Origin of the sequence: Geothermobacter hydrogeniphilus, from assembly GCF_002898515.1 — a bacterium.
In the GTDB taxonomy this organism is placed as follows: domain Bacteria; phylum Desulfobacterota; class Desulfuromonadia; order Desulfuromonadales; family Geothermobacteraceae; genus Geothermobacter_A.
In genome coordinates, this window is sequence record NZ_PPFX01000025.1 from 18846 (window position 1) to 38533 (window position 19688).

General features: G+C 58.0%; 19 protein-coding genes and 1 pseudogene. 6 read left to right on the forward strand and 14 right to left on the reverse strand.

The window, feature by feature from the left end; genetic code table 11:
* Positions 1-23: 23 nt before the first annotated feature.
* Together C2E25_RS11205 and murI are read right to left on the reverse strand one after the other, a co-directional pair.
* Positions 24-647, reverse strand: coding sequence for a GerMN domain-containing protein (locus C2E25_RS11205; RefSeq protein WP_103115827.1), 624 nt, complete (start codon positions 645-647; stop codon positions 24-26).
* Positions 647-1507: a glutamate racemase gene (murI, locus tag C2E25_RS11210; RefSeq protein ID WP_103115828.1), complete on the reverse strand. Its 861-nt coding sequence runs from the start codon at positions 1505-1507 to the stop codon at positions 647-649. The genes C2E25_RS11205 and murI overlap by 1 nt, the downstream gene beginning before the upstream one ends.
* A gap of 233 nt (positions 1508-1740) precedes the next feature.
* On the opposite strand from murI, the gene C2E25_RS11215 reads away from it, so the two are divergent.
* The 3 genes from C2E25_RS11215 to C2E25_RS11225 are packed head-to-tail and all read left to right on the forward strand — an operon-like array spanning position 1741 to position 3384.
* A complete protein-coding gene (locus C2E25_RS11215; RefSeq protein ID WP_085010404.1) occupies positions 1741-2067 on the forward strand; it encodes a hypothetical protein in 327 nt (108 codons plus the stop codon).
* A 20-nt stretch (positions 2068-2087) separates the two neighbouring features.
* On the forward strand, positions 2088-3062 hold the full coding sequence (locus C2E25_RS11220) for a 2-hydroxyacyl-CoA dehydratase family protein (protein ID WP_103115829.1): 975 nt from the start codon (positions 2088-2090) through the stop codon (positions 3060-3062).
* Between the two features lie 55 nt (positions 3063-3117).
* Positions 3118-3384 (forward strand): cytochrome c, encoded by a 267-nt coding sequence (locus C2E25_RS11225; protein WP_103115830.1) that lies wholly within the window; start codon positions 3118-3120, stop codon positions 3382-3384.
* Positions 3385-4021: 637 nt separating this feature from the next.
* Here the strand turns inward: C2E25_RS11225 and C2E25_RS11230 are convergent.
* From C2E25_RS11230 to C2E25_RS11235, 3 genes and pseudogenes are all read right to left on the reverse strand, one after another.
* Positions 4022-4717, reverse strand: coding sequence for an anaerobic ribonucleoside-triphosphate reductase activating protein (locus C2E25_RS11230; RefSeq protein WP_103115831.1), 696 nt, complete (start codon positions 4715-4717; stop codon positions 4022-4024).
* A gap of 14 nt (positions 4718-4731) precedes the next feature.
* A pseudogene (gene nrdD, locus C2E25_RS17325) lies at positions 4732-4854 on the reverse strand (anaerobic ribonucleoside-triphosphate reductase); the annotation flags it as partial.
* A gap of 124 nt (positions 4855-4978) precedes the next feature.
* Positions 4979-6970 carry a ribonucleoside triphosphate reductase gene (locus C2E25_RS11235; protein ID WP_103115832.1) on the reverse strand — a complete coding sequence of 664 codons (1992 nt, stop codon included), beginning with the start codon at positions 6968-6970 and terminating at the stop codon, positions 4979-4981.
* Between the two features lie 316 nt (positions 6971-7286).
* Here C2E25_RS11235 and nikR point away from each other — a divergent pair, with 316 nt between their 5' ends.
* Entirely contained in the window at positions 7287-7706 is a 420-nt protein-coding gene (gene nikR, locus C2E25_RS11240; RefSeq protein WP_103115833.1) for a nickel-responsive transcriptional regulator NikR, read from the forward strand.
* Positions 7707-7812: 106 nt separating this feature from the next.
* Here nikR and C2E25_RS11245 read toward each other — a convergent pair whose 3' ends face one another.
* The 9 genes from C2E25_RS11245 to C2E25_RS11285 all read right to left on the reverse strand — a co-directional run bounded on the left by C2E25_RS11245 (position 7813) and on the right by C2E25_RS11285 (position 18499).
* Positions 7813-10371 carry an ATP-binding protein gene (locus tag C2E25_RS11245; protein WP_158247225.1) on the reverse strand — a complete coding sequence of 853 codons (2559 nt, stop codon included), beginning with the start codon at positions 10369-10371 and terminating at the stop codon, positions 7813-7815.
* 321 nt (positions 10372-10692) lie between these two features.
* Positions 10693-10941: a hypothetical protein gene (locus C2E25_RS11250; RefSeq protein WP_103115835.1), complete on the reverse strand. Its 249-nt coding sequence runs from the start codon at positions 10939-10941 to the stop codon at positions 10693-10695.
* A gap of 135 nt (positions 10942-11076) precedes the next feature.
* Positions 11077-12363, reverse strand: a complete 1287-nt coding sequence (locus C2E25_RS11255) for a GGDEF domain-containing protein (RefSeq protein ID WP_103115836.1) — start codon at positions 12361-12363, stop codon at positions 11077-11079.
* 194 nt (positions 12364-12557) lie between these two features.
* Complete coding sequence (locus C2E25_RS11260) at positions 12558-13265, reverse strand: ABC transporter ATP-binding protein (protein WP_103115837.1); 708 nt, start codon at positions 13263-13265, stop codon at positions 12558-12560.
* Entirely contained in the window at positions 13258-14061 is an 804-nt protein-coding gene (locus C2E25_RS11265; RefSeq protein ID WP_085010394.1) for an ABC transporter ATP-binding protein, read from the reverse strand. The genes C2E25_RS11260 and C2E25_RS11265 overlap by 8 nt, the downstream gene beginning before the upstream one ends.
* Positions 14054-15274, reverse strand: coding sequence for an ABC transporter permease subunit (locus C2E25_RS11270; RefSeq protein WP_103115852.1), 1221 nt, complete (start codon positions 15272-15274; stop codon positions 14054-14056). The genes C2E25_RS11265 and C2E25_RS11270 overlap by 8 nt, the downstream gene beginning before the upstream one ends.
* Positions 15275-15295: 21 nt before the next feature.
* Complete coding sequence (locus C2E25_RS11275; protein ID WP_085010393.1) at positions 15296-16204, reverse strand: branched-chain amino acid ABC transporter permease; 909 nt, start codon at positions 16202-16204, stop codon at positions 15296-15298.
* A gap of 103 nt (positions 16205-16307) precedes the next feature.
* Entirely contained in the window at positions 16308-17417 is a 1110-nt protein-coding gene (locus tag C2E25_RS11280; protein WP_103115838.1) for a branched-chain amino acid ABC transporter substrate-binding protein, read from the reverse strand.
* Positions 17418-17620: 203 nt separating this feature from the next.
* On the reverse strand, positions 17621-18499 hold the full coding sequence (locus C2E25_RS11285; RefSeq protein WP_158247226.1) for a DMT family transporter: 879 nt from the start codon (positions 18497-18499) through the stop codon (positions 17621-17623).
* A 190-nt stretch (positions 18500-18689) separates the two neighbouring features.
* Between C2E25_RS11285 and C2E25_RS17700 the strand changes: the two genes are divergently transcribed.
* Positions 18690-18845: a hypothetical protein gene (locus tag C2E25_RS17700; RefSeq protein ID WP_199177419.1), complete on the forward strand. Its 156-nt coding sequence runs from the start codon at positions 18690-18692 to the stop codon at positions 18843-18845.
* Positions 18846-18885: 40 nt separating this feature from the next.
* Entirely contained in the window at positions 18886-19680 is a 795-nt protein-coding gene (locus C2E25_RS11290; RefSeq protein ID WP_103115840.1) for a transporter substrate-binding domain-containing protein, read from the forward strand.
* The last annotated feature ends 8 nt before the right edge of the window (positions 19681-19688 follow it).

Here is a 19688-nt window from a genome sequence, read left to right on the forward strand (position 1 = left end):
CCAGCCCGGACCATGCTCCGGCCTCAGCGACCACGCCGCGTCTCACCAGACGGAGCATTGAAAAGCTCGGCCGGCAATTCAGGAAGGCGGCTATCCGACCGGACATAACGAAAGTCGGCGATCACCGGGGCCCGCAGGTCAACATGTCCCTTGATTGTATCAACAGCCTTTCCCTCGACCAGAAAACGAACCTGCCGGACATAGGGAAAGTTAACTGCCAGAGTATCGACAACGGCATAGACCGTCAACAGTTCCGAATGACTGCCGCCGGGATGGGCGACAATAAAATCACGGCTGAAATCAACGGTTACCAGGTCATCCTCGATTTTCACCGACCGAATCCGGGTACGATCGGGGAGGACCGGAACACGGTCACCGTTCGGGCCGTCAACCAGAGACTGCAGGATCGCCAGAAGACACTCTTCGTCATTCGGACAATCCTCGACCTGGCGGTTCTCGGCTTCCAGACGATGACCGTCAGCCGTCGTAAAATACAGCAGTACTTCCCTCATGACCGTCGGCCGAACGGGTCGGGCAATCGTCGGGGCGGGTTGGTCCGACGTCTTCACCAGGTACCTGCGCGCCAGCAGCCCGCCCAAAACGCCAAGAACCAGCAGAAAAGCAATCAGCAGCAGCCGCCGTCCCATCAGACCACTCCCCCAGCTTCAGCCATCAGGCGTTCGTCCCCGACGACGGACGATTGAACACCTCCGTCAAGCTCAACCTGCTCGACTCCCGTAAGCTCGGCACCGAGAAACGCACTGCCGACGCGACAGAAACGATCGGGCAGATCGGTTACATGGAAACGTACTCCCCCCCTGCCCCTCCGACAGAAGAGATTCCGCTCTCTGAGCAGGTCCCGCACCGCAACGGCGGTTGCCGCCGCCGAGTCGACCAGGACTGTTTCCGTGCCCAGCAGTTCCGACAGAACCGGCTTGAGCAACGGGTAGTGAGTACAGCCGAGTACCAGGGTGTCGATCCCTTCCCGACGAAGGGGTTCCAGGTATTCTTCAGCGGCAATCCGTGCCACCCGATGTCCGGCCCAGCCTTCTTCGGCCAGGGGAACAAACAGCGGACAGGCGGCACTCACCACCCTGGCGAGCGGATCGACCCGCAAAATCGCTTTGTTGTAAGCCATGCTGCGCACCGTCCCCTCGGTTCCAACCACCCCGATCCGCCCACGCGATGAAGCCAGTACGGCCTGACGGGCTCCGGGCTCGATCACGCCGACAACCGGCAGTTGAAAACAGGCGGCCAGATGAGGCAGGGCTACGGCAGAGGCGGTGTTGCAGGCCACCACCAACAGTTTGACCCCCCGGGAAACCAGAAATCCGGCCGCCTGCTCGGCATAGCCTATGACAGTCGCCGGACTCTTGGTTCCATACGGCACGCGCGCGGTATCACCGAGGTAGACAAATGTTTCTCCCGGCAACAGCCGCATCGCCTCCTTGAGAACCGTCAGGCCACCGATACCCGAATCAAAAATACCTATGGGTTGTTGTACCATCGTGCCAGTTATCTCTTCCGACAGGACCTGGGAAAAGGGGCCCGAAGAAAGAGACGGGACCCTGAGGGCGAATGTATGATGCTAGTGTGCCCCTTGTAAAATGTCAACCGCGATCCCTTCCGCGCACTCACAGCCGGGACCTCTCACGACAGAGACTTGCGGTTGCGATGGCAATGATTTACCATTGCTCAATTTTGATTCACTGACTGCCGACCACAGCAAAGGGGACCAAGATGGAAGCTCTCAAGGAGTTTTTCCAAAGTCTGCAGACCGAACACCTGGTGGAACTGCTGCGGCAGATGAACCTCGCCGAACTTGTTCAAAATCCGGCCTTTCTCGGGTCCATGGGCATCATCGCAGCTCTCTGCCTTTTCAAACGCTGGTACGGGTTCCTGGGATCGGTGATGGGCCTGACCGGCTTCGTCTGGCTGATCTCATATACCCTGCAGCAGGGAACCGACCTGCAGGGGGGATCCAATTCGACGCTGCTGGTCTTCATCGGCGGCGGGGTCGTCATCATCGGGCTGATGATCTACCTGCTGTTCATCAAGTCCGACTGAGTCGAAAGGAAGACCACCGCATGATTGGCTTTACCGCTACGATTCCGCTTGAAATCCTGATCGCCGCAGGCAGGCAACCGGTTGATCTGCGGCAGCTCTTTCTGGCGGCCGAAAATCCCGGCGAGCTGATCGACGAGGCCGAACTGGCAGGCTTCCCGGTCCATTGCGACCCCTGGCTCAAAGGCTTTTACAGCTGCATTCTGCGTCATGGCATCCGGGAAGTCATCGTAGTCACCAATAACCAGCCCGGGATCGGCGAACTGGCCTCCCTGCTCAGCCTGCACGATGTCAGAGTCTTTCCCTTCACCTATCCGGCAGACCGCTCGGCGGAAAGTCTGGCCCTGGAGATAAAGAAACTGGCACGACATCTCGGCGCCGCACCGGCCGACATCGACCAGGCCCGGCAGCAGTTGAACCGGATTCGCGGCAAAATCAACCGGATCGATCGCCTGTTTCGCGAACAGCAACGCGGTTCAAGCAGGCAGGTCATCGAACTGCTGCTGGCGACCTGTGACATGCAGGGTGATCCGCAGGCCTTTGCGGATCAGGTTGACAGCCGGCTCACCGAACTGGAGCATCAACCGCGACGTCCGCAACAACTGCAACTTGCCTGTATCGGTGAGATCCCCCTTTGCAGCAACCTTTATGAAACCCTTGAGGAACAGGGTGCGGCCATCATTTACTGCGAGCAGGGTCGACAGGCCGCCATGCCTTTCGAAAGTGATTCCCTGGTCGAACAGTACCGTCAATTCACCCTGCCGTATGACATCTTCACCCGGATAAGTTTCTGCCGGAATGATCTTGATCACACCCCGACAGACGGCATCCTGCTGTTCAGCAACAGTGCACCCGTGCAGCAGATTGGAGAAATGCTCATTCGTCAGCAGCTCAGGTATCCGTTGCTGACGCTGTTCAACCAGCGACCGGGGGAACTCGACGCCGCCAACAGGATGAAGCTGGAAGGCTTCCTCGACACCCTGCGTAGCGGGGATTAACGTCATCACCTCAACCAGACGAACGTGAGAGCTGGAACGAAGGGTTTATGAAATCATGGCCTTGCAAAAACGTGATCTGATTTTTGTTGCTATTATGATTGCCGTTCTCGGTACTTTTTTCCTGATCTCGGGACAGGAAAAAACTACCAGAGTACCCTTTGACAACATTCACCAGAAGTATTACCCCATCATCCGCAACGAAGGGAAAAAAGCGGGGGAAAAATTCTGCAAAGAATGCCACACCGAAGAGAAGATTCCTTTCCCACCCAAGCATCCGCCCAAATTTCGCTGTCTCTTCTGCCACAAGCTCACTGAACGCTGATAAGCTCAGCACCGGCGAAGAGTGCAAGTCATTGACCTCCCTGCGCTTTCCAAAAACTGCGGCGAACCTGCGGGGACGCCGCAAGTTTTTTGGAAAGTCGCATTTCAATCCAGGCAATCACCCTCTTCAGCCGGCATGAACCCACTGATTCATGTGCCGGCAACGCAGAGAGCCCGCACCTCGTTGTTGTGCGACGTCCCCCCCCATCTGTATTTATCTTGACGAAATCACCGACACTGATTGTCCGGCCAAATAACCAATTTCGACATTTTACCGTAACAGCCCTCCCCCGACAGCCTCGTGGTTTCTCTAAGGAACTGTTATTTTTCTCAATTATAACGGCATGTTTGACCTGCAACTGAGCCACCTCCAGCAAATGGCATCCTTGTTGCATTTTAAGGAAAACCTAATTCCAGGGGGACCCATGGCACCATCGAATCGGGATCGCAACATTGTCAACTATCTGCTTTACACCCTGGCCGGAAGCGTCCTGGTGGTATTGTTCTTTTCCCTGCTGCTGTGGCTGAATTCCTGACCACGTCCACCCAGCCATGTCTTTGTTGTCACTGACACAGAAAAGCCGCGACCTTTCGGGCCGCGGCTTTTCTGTGTGATTCCTGCCCCCTGAAAATCCGGATCAGAGTCCCCGCAACACCGCCTCATCCACATAGCCGGCAGCAACAGACCGCAGATCTTCCATGGCTTCGGGAGAATGTGGCTGCAAAGCACTGCAGCCATCATCAAGAGCATGCTCCGGCACAAACTGCTGCAGCACCCAGCGCGAAGCCCCGCTCACCAGTTTGCCGAGAGCCTCGATATCACGCTCCTCAACGAGACCGGGAACACAGGTGGTGCGTAGCTCGTATTCCACCCCGTCCCGCAGCAACAGCTCGACGGTACGCCGCAACACGCCGAGACTGACCGGCCCACGATGAAGCTCCCCATAACGTTGCGGGGAGGTTTTCAGGTCCAGCGCGATAAAATCAAGCCATCGCCTCTGAAGCAGTGATTCCAGGACCTGGGGCGCCAACCCGTTGGTGTCGATTTTGACCAGCAGGCCAAGATCCTTGACCTGCTCGACCAGGCAGTCAAGCTCCGGCGCCAGAGTCGGCTCACCGCCGGTCATCACCACTCCGTCAATAAATTCGCGCCTGGATTCCAGGTCCTCCAGCACCGCCTCTAGCGGATAATCGTCGAGGGTTTCCGGGGCAAGGACCAGGGAAGGATTGTGGCAGAAGGGGCAGGTCAGGTTGCAGCCGGAAAAAAAAACCAGGGAAGCAATCCTGCCGGGATAATCCAGCAGGCTTGTTCCCTGAAAACCTTTAATCGCCATAATCAGTCCCGGTATCAGTCCTTGCTCTTCTGGGCCACCAGGTATTCAGCACGGTCCTTGAACTCTTCCTTCTTCCCCTTGTTCCACTGCTGAACCGGGCGGAAGAACCCGCACACCCTTGAGTAAACCTCCGTTCTTGCATCGCACTTGGTCGCCATCTGATCCTCCTCTGGATGCGAGCGGGTACACACCGTTCTGTGACTGTGTCAATGCGACCGCGCTCCAGTAAAGTCCTTGCCAATCGGACATGATTCAACCTCGTCAGGCCGCCGCGCCTTCGTTACGATGATGGGGACAGGCGAAATGTTCGCCGGAAATATAGCCATGCACCGGACAGATGGTGAAGGTCGGGCTGATGGTGAAATAGGGCAGGTGAAAATTCTCGGCAATTCGCCTGACCAGCAGACGGGCCGATCGCCAGTCTTCAAGCCGTTCACCGAGGAAACCATGAAAAACGGTTCCGCCGGTATACAGGGTCTGCAGGTCATCCTGATGTTTGAGCGCCCAGAAAATATCCTCGGTACAGCCAACCGGCAACTGGCTCGAATTGGTGTAATAGGGCTGTTCTTCACCGGCGGCCAGGATATCCGGGTAACGTTCACGGTCGAGGCGGGCCAGCCGGTAGCTGGTCCCCTCGGCGGGGGTGGCCTCCAGGTTGTAGAGATGGCCGGTTTCCTCCTGATAGCTCTCCAGCTGCTGGCGCATGAACTTGAGAGTTCCCTCGGCAAAGGACTTGCCCTCCTCGCTGTCAATACTGCAACCGAGCAGGTTCAGGGCCGCCTCATTCATGCCGAGCAGACCGACTGTGGAGAAATGGTTGTCCCAGAAGCGCCCCGAACGCTCCTTGACCCCCGAGAGGTAGAAACGGCTGTAGGGATAGAGGCCCTCGGCGGTAAACCGCTCCAACTGCTTACGCTTGATCTCCAGCGATTCGAAGGCGAAGCGCATCAGTTCCGAGATGCGGGCGTAAAAGCTGGTCATGCTGTCGGCCAGGTAGGCGGCACGCGGCAGGTTGACGGTGACCACGCCGATCGATCCGGTGAGCGGATTGGAACCGAACAACCCGCCGCCACGACGACGCAATTCACGATTGTCGAGACGCAGCCGACAACACATGGAACGGGCATCCTCCGGATCCATATCGGAGTTGATAAAATTGGAAAAATAGGGGATTCCGTACTTGGCGGTCATCTCCCAGACCGGCTTGAGCCGCTCACTGTCCCAGTCGATATCGCGGGTAATGTTGTAGGTCGGAATCGGAAAGGAGAAGATCCTGCCGGAGCTGTCGCCTTCCATCATCACCTCGCAGAAGGCACGGTTGAAGAGATCCATCTCGACCTGGAACTCGCCGTAGGTCGCCTCCTGGATTTCACCACCGATCACAACGCCTTCGGCACCGAGCCCGGAGGGTGGTACCAGGTCCATGGTGATGTTGGTGAACGGCGTCTGGAAGCCGACCCGGGTCGGCACGTTCATATTGAAAATGAACTCCTGCATCGCCTGCTTCACCTCGGCGTAGGTAAGCCCGTCGTAGCGGATGAAGGGCGCCAGCAGGGTGTCGAAGCTGGCAAAGGCCTGGGCCCCCGCCGCTTCGCCCTGAAGGGTGTAGAAAAAGTTGACGGCCTGACCGAGAGCGGTGCGAAAATGCCGGGCCGGACCGCTCTGAACCTTGCCGTAGGCCCCGGTGAACCCCTTGAGCAGCAGATCCTTAAGATCCCAGCCACAACAGTAGACCGACAGCATGCCGAGATCGTGGATGTGAAAATCGCCGTTGCGATGAGCGTCGGCGATGTACCCCGGATAGATCTTGCTCAGCCAGTAATTACTGGTGATGTTGGCGGCGATGTGGTTATTCAGCCCCTGCAGGGAATACCCCATGTTGGCGTTTTCGTTAACCCGCCAGTCCTCCTGAGTGAGATAGGAATCAACCGACTCGGCGGCCTCCTGCATGAACTGCTGGGTGCGACGCAGCGAGGCGTGCTGCTGCCGGTACAGAATATAGGCCTTGGCAACCCGGGCGTGGCCATTTTCGATCAGGCATTTTTCAACCAGGTCCTGAACATTCTCCACGGTCGGAACCCGACCGTCCTTGTAGATGATTTCAAGAATCCCGGAAACCTGGGCGGTAATCTGTTTCGGCTTTTCGAGGTCACTTCCCCCGACCGCCTGCACTGCCTTGCGGATCGCCTCGATAATTTTGTCGGGTTCGAAAGCGGCCAACCGGCCATCACGTTTGCGAATGAATTCCAGCATGGGGCCCTCCCTCCAGCAAAACAGCATCAACAGACGGAAACGGTTTCAATCTAGCACAAGGGGTGGGGGAGTCAAGGGGAAAAACACTACATCTTGGGATTTTCCCTGCACCATCACCCAACATCTTGTGGATGAAGCGTGGGAAACCTGTGGATAAAAAGGGGACAGCAACGGCTAAGAAGGCAAGATCCTTGACCCTTCCAGGAGGCTGTGACAAAGTATCCGGGCGATGTTGACCGGCCGACGTCTCCCGATGTGATCCTCATCGACCGCGCTCAACGCCGTTTACAATCAGGTACGTACCGGAGGAGCGAACATGACCGACCTGACCCGCTTCGGCATCTCTATCGACCAGGAACTGCTGAGCCGTTTTGACCGGATGATCGGGGACAAGGGCTATGCGAACCGATCCGAGGCCATACGGGACCTGATCCGGGCCGCCCTGGTTGAACAGGAATGGCGCCAGGATGACAGCGAAACCGTCGGCACCGTCACCCTGGTCTACGATCACCATACCCGCGACCTGGCGGACAAACTGACCGACCACCAGCACTCGCACCATGATGCCATCGTCTCGGCGCTGCATGTTCACCTCGACGCCCACCATTGTCTGGAAGTGGTTGTCGTCCGGGGGGCCAGCCGCAAAGTGAAACGACTGGCTGATGAACTGATCGGAACCAAGGGGGTCAAGCACGGCAAACTGACCATGACGACAACAGGGGCCAGTCTCTTCTGACCCCCGGGGTCGATCCACGGACCGGGTCACCAATCTCCGACATTCGTCAAACCGAAACCTGGACCAGCCGAATTCGTGACCCCGTTACCGGAATGCACGGGATGATTCAGGCGTCCTTCCGGCTGTAAACCGGCAGATCAATCAGCACCCGGGTATATTCCCCCTCTTTGCTTTCAAAATCGATGCGTCCGCCATGCTCACGGATGATGCCGTGGGAGATGGAAAGGCCGAGACCGGTCCCCTCCCCGGCCGGCTTGGTGGTAAAGAACGGATTGAGAATCCGCTCGACGAGCGGCTCAGGGATGCCGACACCATGGTCCCATACCATGATCCTGACCATGCCGGAATCATGTTCAAGCGCCGATATTTCCAACCGTTTTTCTTCATGGTGCCCGTCATACCGACTGTTGAGAGCATGACGGGCATTGCTGAGCAGATTGATCAGGACCTGTTCCAGCTGCTGATAACGACCGGCGACCGGCGGCAGGTCCGGGGGAAGCCGCACGTCAACCTCGATACCATCCTTGCGCAACAGGGTTTTCATCAGCGTAAGAGCATCATTGACCATCTCGTGCAGCGGGACAGGCATGATCTCCTCTTTCTTGCTGCGGGAGAAGTTGAGCAGACTGCTGACAATCGCCGCGATCCGATTCCCTTCCTTGATGATCCGGTTCGGCAGGTCCGGAGAATCGCCGCCACGCTCGGCATGGTTGGCAAGGATCTGCGCGTAGTTGATGATGCCGTTGATCGGGTTGTTGATCTCGTGGGCGACCCCGGCCGCCAATTCACCGATGGCGACCAATTGTCCGGTTCGAATCGTCTCCCGCTGCGCGCGTAATTTTTCCGTGACATCCTGAGCCAGTTCGATGACCCGTATGACGGCACCCTGGTCATTGACAACCGGAAAAGCCCGCACTTCCAGAAGTCGCCCTTCGGCCCGCTCCCACTGCCCCATTTCCAGCTGACCGCTGGCCAGCGCCCTGGCCACCGCGCAATCACCACAGGACTGCCGGCGATCATACAGGACCTGGTGACAACATTGCCCGACCAGGTCCTGTTCAGAACAGCGCAGCAGTTCCGCGGCTCCGCGATTGGCCCACAGAATCCGCATTTGTTCATCGTAAAGCACCAGGCTGTCAGGTATCCCGTCAAACAGTGTCCGGAGTTGCTGCGCCAGCAACCGATGCTCTTTTTCACTTTGTCGCAGAGCCTGTTCGGCTTCACGGCGTTCTCGAATATCCCGTGCCACGGCCAGGGCGGTTGCTTTTCCCTCACGATCAAAAAAACGTACGTTGAGTTCCACCGGCAGTCGTTCACCAGTGCGGGTGATCAGATCTGTTTCGAACAACACATGCCCCTGCCGCCGTCCGCGAGAGACCACCTCATCCGCCTGTTCCGAGGCTTCCGCAAAAACATTCAGCACCTGCCGCGGCCGCATGGTCAGCAACTCGGTCCGGAGAAAACCAAGAGCTTCGCAGGCGATGTCATTGACCTCGACGAACCGCCCCGGCGTCCCGTCCTCCTCCAGTTCAAAAACCAACACCGCATCATTGCCGCAATTGAACAGCCGCAGGTAATGTTCCCGGCTCTCAAGCAGCTCATTCTCCCGCAGGTTGATTTCGGCCGCCATGCCCCGAAAACTGGCGGCCAGTTCTTCTGTCTCCTGGTGCAGTTGCGGTGCTATGCCGACCTGGTAATCGCCGATGGCAATATCCTGAGCTTCACGCGCCAGGGTCCGCAATGGCTGTACCAGCCGGTTACTGAACGCCAGCGCGACCCCCAATGCCAATCCCAGCGCCAGAAGACAACCGATGAAAAAGGAATTCCGGACCTGAAAACTGGCGGCGTAGGCGACATCCACATCCTGGGAAACCAGGACCAGCCAGCCGGTGGTCGGGATACTGACGACGGTACCGACCAGGTCGCGCCCCTGCCAGGTGAAGGGAAAAGTACCCTGATGCCCGGCCAGCCCCTCTCGAACCGGTTTCAGCCGGCTGAGATTGGCACGCCGGCCCTCCGGCATCAGGCGGGAGTGCAGAATCAGGGTCCCGGTGTGATCGAGGATGGTAAAACTGAGGCTGGACTCAGCACGCTCACGGTTGCTGAGCTGACCTAGATAAGCGATATTCAGGTTTCCAACCAGCAGCCGATTGCCGAAAGGATAAACCAGGCACAGGTACTGGTGATTTCCCGGAGGAGAAAGAAGAGCGTCCGACCAGAGAACCTGCCCGGTTCGGCCGGCCCGACGAACCGGTTCCATCTGCGACAAATCCATCCCGAGATAATCATTTCGTCGGTCTGCCAAACTGTCCGGCAGTCCCACATGCAACACTTTACCCGAGGGATCAACAAGCAGAATCGCCTCGAAATAGCTGGCATTGCTGACCGCATTGTCGAGCAGACCATCGACCACCGTGCCCCTGGCCATATTGTAATCAAGCATGACCGACGCCAGTTGGCGCAGGACCGTCTGCGGCTCGCGCAAGGTTTCCTCGACTTCCCTGGCCAGGGATGTCGCCAGCAGCAGGTTCTTGGCTTCAAGACTGTCAGTGATGGTATGAGTGACGGTACGAAAGGTCAGCAGGCCGATCAGGACCAACGGCAGCAGGGCAAGCAGCAGAAAACGCCAGAGAAGTGCGGTACGCAATGTCGGCTGTCGGGTCATGCAGAACTCCATAACAGCGGAATCGTGCGTCGTTTTCGCAAAGCGACTCCGACCAGGCACCGGTCATGTGACTGAAATGGGAAAGACAGGATGACCCTCGCCTGTGGACACATGAACCCGGGTCAGCCATCCCGTGGCGGATGGAGAAAGCAGACAAACACCTGCACTGGGCCGTCGGCAACCGAGACGACGGATCCGGGTCAATAATCAACGCCTGACCTTACATACCACAACTGGTAGCGAAATGACCATCCAAAGATAAGACAGTCCGGCCACCGTTTCGTACGTCAAGTCAACATCGGCATGCATGCTGACGGGCAGTCAGGACGCCTCGTCCTTGATCGAACGAAACAGCCGATTGAGAACTTCATCGATCTGCCCGGGTGTCATCCAGCCGCGATCGAAGAAGATCGCCCCGAGGATACGATGTTGGCGCCCGGAAAGGTTGTCATCAACCTGCTCACTGAGCGCCTCTTTAAGCTGCTGAGGTGTCACATAGCCCATTTCCACGGCCAGGTGACCGAAACGTGGACAATACTTGTCGCTCGGGTGTTCCTTGGGTCCAGTCATCATTCGTCTCCAGGTGGCAAGATTCAGCCTGAACCATTCGCTGTTCAGACTTCAGGCAACAGCCTGCCTGCTTCCCTTTTCGGCGGAACAGACGATAAAATTTACCCGAATCACCGGCTTCGTCATCGTTCAGACTCACCCTTCCGACCGGGAATCCGGGTCAGCGTTCAAACCGGCCTGACACAACAGGTTGCGTCCTCCCTGCTTGGCCCGATAAAGGGCGGCATCAGCGGCGGCAAACAGTTCATTGGCATTACGGGCCGTCTCGGGATAACTCGCCAGGCCGATACTGACGCTGATACGGATCTCCTCATCCGGGTGGTCGACCTGGGCAATCGCATGTCCGGCAAAATAGCCGCGGATGCGTTCGCCGAAATCCCGGGCATCATCCATGTCCGTCTCCGACAGCAGCACGGCGAATTCATCGCCGCCGATCCTGGCGGCATGGTCACTGGCCCGAATCAGCTCACCCAGTTTGCGGGCGACTTCCTGCAGCACGTAATCCCCCAGTTGGTGACCGAAGGTATCATTGATCTCCTTGAAACGGTCGATATCAATGAGCAACAGCGAAAAACAATGCCCATAGCGGTCAACCCGGCGGGTTTCGTCGTGAAACAGGCGATAAAATTCCCGCACGTTATGCAGCCCGGTAAGAAAATCGACCGTCGACAGGCTGGCCAGTTCCTGATGATTTTGCTCCAGCTTACGGGCCATCTGGTTGAAGGTCCGCGCCAGGTCACCCAATTCGTCCTGACTGAGTTCAGCAACCCGCGCCGACAGTTCACCATCACCAAACTGCCGCACTCCTGCCTCCAACTCCCGCACCGGCCCGAGCACCGCCCGGGAGAAGACCACACCAATCAAAACCGACAACCCGACTCCGAGCAGCAGGACGGCGCCCAGAAGAATATCCGCGGCCCAGCGGCTGTTGCGTTGCCGGGTATGCAGCAGGTTGATTTCATTCAACGCGATATTCCGCGCCTGCCCCAGCAACTGTTCGGCCAGGTGCAGCTGCTTGTCGATCTCCACCGTGCCGCCCGCTCCCTGGTTCCAGAGGTTGACGACCTGTCTCCAGGCATGCCGGGAACCGAGGACAGCGTTTTTTTCTTCCCGTTGAGAAAACGGGTTGCTGGAAATAATCTTGTCATAGGCCTGGTCGATTAATGGCGTCAGGCTTGCCACAGTCGCCCGCTCCCGATGAACCCGCTCCTGACGCATCGCGTCTTCAACCTGGCGGAGACGTTCCTGAAGCTCGGACACGGGGCCGATTTCAGCAACAGACTCTTTCGCGAGACGGTCCAGGATTCCGGACAGGTGATCCATGGCGGAAAAACTGACACCGATCACCACCAGCAACGGCAGAAGCATCAGCCCCAGGCCGAAGACAAAACGGGTTTTCAGGCTGAACCGGGGTTTAGGCACGTGAGAATCAACCTTCCTCGGAAGAAATTCTTCATCATTCTACCATCCCGAACGAGGAAAAGCATGCCAACGGCCGGGGACAAGCAAATCAGGGATTGCAATCCAACGGATTGATTCAGGTAAAAGAAAGGGCGCGATCATTCGCGCCCACAGAATTCATCATTTAACCTTTGTCATCCCCGTATCCCGGCGGATCAAATACCCAGATAAGCGGTTTTCACTTCTTCGTTGGCCAGCAGGTTGGCTGCACTGTCAGCCAGCGAGATGGCACCATTCTCCATCACGTAGCCGCGATCGGCGAGCTTCAACGCCTGGTTGGCGTTCTGCTCGACGAGGAAAATCGTGGTGTTGTTCTCCTTGTTGATCTTGCGGATGATGTCAAAAATCTGCTGGATAATGATCGGCGCCAGACCCAGGGAAGGCTCGTCAAGCAGCAGCAGCCGCGGCCGCGCCATCAGGGCCCGGGAAATCGCCAGCATCTGCTGTTCACCGCCGGAGAGGGTGCCTCCGAGCTGGCCGCGACGCTGGGCGAGAATCGGAAACAGGTCCATGACCATATTCAGATCCTGCTTGATCAGCAATTTGTTGGTGCGCAGGTAGGCCCCCATTTCGAGATTCTCAACCACCGTCATGTTGGGGAAAATCCGTCGCCCCTCCGGAACCTGGATGATCCCCATCTCGACCAGCTTGTCGCCGGAAACACCCCGGATTGACTTGCCCTGAAACTCGATCTCGCCACTGCGGGGCGGCACGATGCCGCTGAGGGACATCAGGGTGGTGGTCTTGCCGGCGCCGTTGGCACCGATCAGGGTGACGATCTCACCCTCGTGGACCTTCAGGCTGACCCCCTTCAGGGCCTGGATATTGCCGTAGAAGGTATTGATATTCTGAACCTTAAGCATCGTCACCTCCCTCTCCGAGGTAGGCCTCGATGACCTTCGGATTGCTGCGGATCTCCTGGGGAGATCCCTTGGCGATCTTCTTGCCATACTCCATGACGTAGATCCGATCAGAGATATTCATCACCAGTTTCATGTCGTGTTCGATCAACAGGATGGAAATCTCTTCATCTTTGCTGATCTTGACGATCAGTTCGTCAAGTTCCCTGGTTTCCTGCGGGTTCATGCCCGCGGCCGGTTCGTCAAGCAGCAACAGGAACGGGTCGGTCGCCATCGCCCGGGCGATCTCCAGTCTTCGCTGAGCACCGTAGGGAAGGTTCTTGGCGAATTCGTCGGCGAACTCGACCAGACCGACCTTCTCCAGCAGTTCATAACTGCGATCGATCGTCTCCCGCTCCTGGCGCTTGGTCGCGGGGCCCCGCAAAATGGCGCCGACGATACTGGTGGTGGTCCGGCAATGACGACCGATCATGACATTCTCCAGCACCGTCATGTTCTGGAACAGACGAATGTTCTGGAAGGTCCGCGCCATACCGATACCAGTCACCCGGTTCGGCTTGTAGCCGTTGATCTTCTGCTTCTTCCGCCCCGGAGGGTTGACCAGGATTTCACCACGCGTCGGTTTGTAGATCCCGGTGACACAATTGAAGAAAGTGGTTTTGCCGGCACCGTTGGGACCGATCAGGGCGACGATCTCTCCGGCGGCGACCTCAAGGGTGACGCTGTCGACGGCCCGCAGCCCGCCGAAATCCATTGTCAATTCGCGAACTTCAAGAAGTTTTTCAGCAGTTTCAGCCATTGTTCTCCTCCGCCGCAGGCTTGCGGTGGGCGTAGGTTTTCCGGACATTGGCAATCAGCCCCTGGGGTCGGAAGATCATCATCAGCACCATTACCGCCCCGAACACCAGCATGCGATAGTCGGCGAAGGCGCGGAGATATTCCGGCATCAGGATCAGCACCAGCGCGGCGATGATCACGCCGACAATCGAGCCCATGCCGCCGAGGACGACAATGGAGAGGACGATGGCCGATTCCATGAACGTGAAGCTGTTGGGGTTGATGTAGGTGTTGCGAGCAGCAAAGATGACGCCGACCGCTCCGGCCCAAAAGGCGCCGAAGGCATAGGCCGAAAGCTTGGTGCGGGCCATGTCGACGCCCATCGCCACGCAGGCGATCTCATCCTCGCGCAACGCCATCCAGGCCCGGCCGATGCGTGAATCCTTGAGCCGGTTGGTGACGAAGATGGTGAACAACACCATCAACAACATCAGGTAATAGGTGTAGGTGGTGGCCGCGTCGATATTCATCTCCATCCCGAACAGTCCCGGGCGGGGAATATTGGCCACCCCCTTGGCGCCGTTAGTGAAGTCCTCCCAGTTTTCGATCACGATCTTGGCGATCGAGCCGAAACCGAGGGTGACGATGGCCAGGTAATCGCCGCGCAGCCGCAGGATCGGAAAGCCAAGTACCACCCCGAGAAAGGCGCCGATAATCCCGCCGACCGGCAGGCAGGTCCAGAAGCCGAGGCCGTAATACTGGTTGATCAGGGCATAGGAATAAGCACCGACGGCAAAAAAGGCGACGTAACCGAGGTCGAGCAGGCCGGCGAGTCCGACGGTAATATTGAGGCCGAGACCGAGGACGACGAAAATCAGCGCCAGCACCATGATGTTGACCTGGTAGACGTCGAGCACCCAGGGGAACAGCAGTGCCGCGGCGGCCAAACCGACCAGGGCCGGACGGAACAGCTTCGGATCGTGCAGCAGACGATGCCCGAGACCGGTACCGTCCTCACCGCCGCTTTCCTCATCGGCCTTGCTGCGCAACTGCTTGCGCTCCATGGCCCAGCGCCAGATGAAGCTGAGGAAAAAGGCGCCGAGCGCGACCCAGAGCATATTCAGCCAGCGCCACTCGACCAGATGTTTGAGGGTATTGACCTTGACCACCATCAACGGAAAGGTCAGGAACACAAACCAGGCGGCAATCAACAACGATTGTTTGATATTTTTCAACATGATTCTCGATCCCTCCCGTCAGACCTTCTGCTTGACGGCCTTGCCGAGCAGGCCCTCCGGGCGCAGAATCAGAATGATAACCAGCACCCCGAAGGCGAAGACATCCTCGTAGGCGCTCGACACGTAACCGGCTGCCAGCGACTCGGCCAGCCCCAGCACCAGGCCGCCGAGGGCGGCCCCGGGGATATTGCCGATGCCGCCCAGCACCGCGGCGGTGAAGGCCTTAACCCCGGCCATGAAGCCGATGTAGAAATTGATCTGGCCGATAGAAGAACCAACCAGCACCCCGCCGATGGCGGCCAGCACCGAGCCGATGACGAAGGTCATCGAGATCACCCGGTCGACATTGACGCCGACCAGCCTGGCCATGGTCATGTCCTGCTGGGTGGCCCGCATCGCCTTGCCGATACGGGTGTATTTGATAAGGACCGTCAGACCGATCATGGTCACGGCGCTTGTCACCAGGATCACCAGTTCGGCAGATCCCAGCCCGGTGCGCTGGGCAATCGGGTCCATGAATGCGAATTCAGGGATCAGCTCCGGAAACGGTAGATAATCGGGCGTCTGCGCCAGCAGTACATAGTTCTGCAGGAACAGCGAGGCGCCGATGGCGCTGATCAGGGGCGAGAGGCGCGGCGCGGTACGCAGCGGCCGGTAGGCGATCTTCTCCAGGGTGTAACCGTAGGCAGCGGCATAGATGGCGGCGATCAGAGCCGCCAGCACCAGGATCGAGACCCCGGAGAAGCCGTAAATGGTCAACACCCCGGAAACGATCAGGGCGACAAAGGCGCCGATCATGTAGATTTCGCCATGGGCGAAGTTGATCAGCTGGATGATGCCGTAGACCATGGTATAGCCGAGGGCGATCAGGGCATAGATGCTGCCGCGGACCAGGCCGCTGCAGACCAGTTCGAGAAAATAATCCATCGTGTTTCAGCCGTTGTGAGAAATCTGCTTTATGAAGGACAAACGACGGGGGACAGGAGCTGCGCTGCCTGTCCCCCGCTGCGGGTTTGTTCGCCAGATCGGCCTACTGCTCGACAAACTTGCCGTTCTGGACCTGGTAAACGGAGAAGCCGACACCGACGGCATCCCCCTTGTTGTCAAACTTGATCTTGCCGACGGTCGTGTCGACATAGCTGCTGCGCAACGCCTTTTCGACTTTGGCGTAATCGGTCCCGCCGGCAACCTTGATGGCGTTCAGAGCAGCCTCCATGGCAGCATAGCCCTGGTCGAAAAAGGTCCCCGGCTCCTTGCCGTACTTCTGCTGGTAGGCGGCACGGGCCTTCTGGTTGTCAGCGTACTTGGTGACATCCATCGGACCGGTGGCGTAGACGCCCTCGGCCTTCTTGCCGGCGATCTCGAGGAAACCATCACCCTTGATGCCGTCGGGGCCGAGGAAAGCGGCCTTGACATGCTTCTTCTTCAGCTGGGAAACCAGCTTGGACGCTTCCGGATGGTAGCCGCCGAAGATGACCGCGTCGGCCCCCTCGCGACGAACCTTCTGGATAACCGCCGAGTAGTCCATGGCGCCCGGGGTGATGCCTTCGTACATCACCACCTTGGCCTTGCCGCCCTCTTCGATGAACTTCTTGGCAAAATCGGCAAAACCCTTGCCGTAGTCACCCTTGTCATGAATGATGGCGATTTTCTTGGCGCCCAGCTTGCCGGTCACGAAATCGGCCGCCAGCTTGCCCTGCATGTCATCCGAAGCAATAGTGCGGAAGAAGTTGGGGTAGTCGCCGCTCTGGGTCAGCGGCGGATTGGTGGCCGATGGCGAGATGGCGATCACGCCGGCTTCCTTGTAGATGCCCATGGCGGCCTTGGTGGCCCCGGAGCAGACATGGCCGATCACCATGGTCACGCCTTCGGAAACCAGCTTGGTCGCCGCGTTGGTGGCAATCTCGGGCTTGCACTGGTCATCCATCGGCAGGACTTCAACCTTCTTGCCGAGGATGCCGCCGGCGGCATTGACCTGCTCGGCAACCATGAGCGCGGCTTCCTTGGTCGGGATGCCGTAGGGGGCGAGGTCACCGGTGTGGGGACCGGCGACGCCGATCTTGATGGTGTCGGCCGCAAAGACCGGGACTGCAAGGGCAGCCACCAGGGCGGCCGTGGCCAGAACTTTCAGGGTACGCATCGATTCTCCTCCTCTTTTTGTTGCACAAGTTCGCCGGAATGGCAGTTGAGTAAGACACAATTCTATTCCGTATAAGAAAAAACCACAAAGGGCGTCAAGCTAAAAGCGTCGATTTGCAGTAAAAATATTTTTAATATGCCCAAACACAGTCAATTACTCCGCAAAATTGACCAATTTCGACCCATTGCGGCCAATATTCACCATCAGCCGGCATTTTCAGAACAGGGTTTGCTTTTCCTCGCCAATGGGGCCAGCTCCGCGAAAACCATCCCCAGGATAATGCAGACACCTCCGACCCAGTTCAGGACTGAAAGGCGTTCGCCAAGCAGCAGGATCGAAAAGAGGGCCGCCCAGACCGGTTCGAGGGTGTAGATCAGGGCGGCACGGGTCGGCGTCGTCAGGCGCTGAAAAGCGGTCATGATCCAGAACGCGTAGACCGTCGCCAGCACGGCACAGATGAATAATGACGCAAGAAGCAGACCACTCCAGTGATGCGGCCAGAGACGCGGCTCGAAAACCAGGTTGCCGCAAAGGCTGAGAACCGCCATGGTCGTAATCTGCACACAGGCCAGCGCCCGCCCATCATACCCCGCCGTCCAGGCATCGAGGCCGAGAATATGCAGGGCGATAAAAACCGAGGCGACAAAGACCAGGGCGTCACCGGGATTTAAACGCCAGGGCCACTGCCAGGTCAGCAGCAGCAACCCGGCCAGCGCCATGCCGACGCCGATCCGGGCTCCCGGCGCGGGAGCCTTGCGCAACAGGGGGCCGGCCAGCAGCGGCACCCAGACCACGTTCAGTCCGGTCAGGAATCCGGTATTGCTGGAACTGGTCCGCTCCAGCCCGAGGGTCTGAAACAGGTAGGAAAGAAACAGCAACACGCCCAGGGCAATCCCCAATCCGACACCGCGCCGGTCAAGACTCTTCCAACCGCGCCCGGCGAAAACCGCCAGCAGAAGCGCGGCGAGGGCGAACCGAATCCAGAGGAAGGCCATCACCGGAATCTCGTCCAGAGCCATCTTGACCAGGGGAAAGGTGCCCCCCCAGAAAAGGGTGACCGTGACCAGCAGGAATTCAGCCAACGGCCGGGAAACCGGCCCGTTTGTTTCTACCACAGGAGTCATGGAATCACAGGGCCAAGGGTCAATCGCCGGAACTGAAGTCACGCGCGACCGGGAAATTCTTGATGCTTTTTCCCGGGCTGTGCTATAAGCTCCTTCATTGCGGCCAAATTGTTGTTTCACAAAACAGAAAAAACCGGGGGAGTCTATCATGGAGCGAGGCCAAAAGGAACCCATTGAGGTCAGTTGCCCGAGATGCCGTTATACTGAGATCGCCTACCTGCCCTGCGACGACCTGCCCAAGTGCCCCCACTGCGACATCCGCATGCACATCAAGGAACTGCTTGACGAAGGTAAATCCTATTGAGAATACTCACCCCATGACCCATTCTTTCAAGGAGGAAACAATGAAAAAACTGTTTGCCGGTATCCTGACACTGCTTTTTCTGACCCTGCCGCTGATCGCCAGTGCCGGTGCTCTCGACGATATCCAGAAACGCGGCACTCTCAGGGTCGGTCTCGAACCGGCCTATATGCCCTTTGAAATGACCAACAAGAAAGGCCAGATCATAGGCTTCGATGTCGACATGGCCAAGCGCATGGCAAAAGCAATGGGCGTCAAGCTGGAGTTGGTCAGCACCGCCTGGGACGGCATCATCCCCGCCCTGATGACCAAGAAGTTCGATATCATCATGTCCGGCATGACCGTCACCCAGCAGCGCAATCTGAGCATCAACTTCGCCGACCCGTACATCGTTGTCGGCCAGACCATCCTGATCCGCAAGGAACTCTCCGGCATCATCAAATCCTACAAGGATCTCAACAACCCGAAATACAAGGTCATCTCCAAGCTGGGAACCACCGGCGAGCAGGCGGTCAAGCGCCTGATCCCCAAGGCGACCTACATCTCCTTCGAAACCGAGCAGGAAGGCGTTATTGATGTCGTCAACGGCAAGGCCGACGCCTTCGTCTACGACCTTCCCTTCTGCGCCGTCGCCAACGCCCAGAAAGGCGAAGGCAAACTTGAATTCCTCGACAAACCCTTCACCTATGAGCCGCTGGCTTGGGGCGTGCGCAAGGGCGACCCCGATTTCCTCAACTGGCTCAACAACTTCCTCAACCAGGTGAAAAACGACGGCACCTACGACAAGATCTACAACAAGTGGATCAAGGGCAAAAAGTGGATGCGGGAACTGCAGTAAAGGACCCA

Coding starts and splice junctions, on each gene's coding strand:
- C2E25_RS11205 (WP_103115827.1), bottom strand. CDS start 647: ATGGGACGGCGGCTGCTGCTGATTGCTTTTCTGCTGGTTCTTGGCGTT.
- murI (WP_103115828.1), bottom strand. CDS start 1,507: ATGGTACAACAACCCATAGGTATTTTTGATTCGGGTATCGGTGGCCTG.
- C2E25_RS11215 (WP_085010404.1), top strand. CDS start 1,741: ATGGAAGCTCTCAAGGAGTTTTTCCAAAGTCTGCAGACCGAACACCTG.
- C2E25_RS11220 (WP_103115829.1), top strand. CDS start 2,088: ATGATTGGCTTTACCGCTACGATTCCGCTTGAAATCCTGATCGCCGCA.
- C2E25_RS11225 (WP_103115830.1), top strand. CDS start 3,118: ATGGCCTTGCAAAAACGTGATCTGATTTTTGTTGCTATTATGATTGCC.
- C2E25_RS11230 (WP_103115831.1), bottom strand. CDS start 4,717: ATGGCGATTAAAGGTTTTCAGGGAACAAGCCTGCTGGATTATCCCGGC.
- C2E25_RS11235 (WP_103115832.1), bottom strand. CDS start 6,970: ATGCTGGAATTCATTCGCAAACGTGATGGCCGGTTGGCCGCTTTCGAA.
- nikR (WP_103115833.1), top strand. CDS start 7,287: ATGACCGACCTGACCCGCTTCGGCATCTCTATCGACCAGGAACTGCTG.
- C2E25_RS11245 (WP_158247225.1), bottom strand. CDS start 10,371: ATGACCCGACAGCCGACATTGCGTACCGCACTTCTCTGGCGTTTTCTG.
- C2E25_RS11250 (WP_103115835.1), bottom strand. CDS start 10,941: ATGACTGGACCCAAGGAACACCCGAGCGACAAGTATTGTCCACGTTTC.
- C2E25_RS11260 (WP_103115837.1), bottom strand. CDS start 13,265: ATGCTTAAGGTTCAGAATATCAATACCTTCTACGGCAATATCCAGGCC.
- C2E25_RS11265 (WP_085010394.1), bottom strand. CDS start 14,061: ATGGCTGAAACTGCTGAAAAACTTCTTGAAGTTCGCGAATTGACAATG.
- C2E25_RS11275 (WP_085010393.1), bottom strand. CDS start 16,204: ATGGATTATTTTCTCGAACTGGTCTGCAGCGGCCTGGTCCGCGGCAGC.
- C2E25_RS11280 (WP_103115838.1), bottom strand. CDS start 17,417: ATGCGTACCCTGAAAGTTCTGGCCACGGCCGCCCTGGTGGCTGCCCTT.
- C2E25_RS17700 (WP_199177419.1), top strand. CDS start 18,690: ATGGAGCGAGGCCAAAAGGAACCCATTGAGGTCAGTTGCCCGAGATGC.
- C2E25_RS11290 (WP_103115840.1), top strand. CDS start 18,886: ATGAAAAAACTGTTTGCCGGTATCCTGACACTGCTTTTTCTGACCCTG.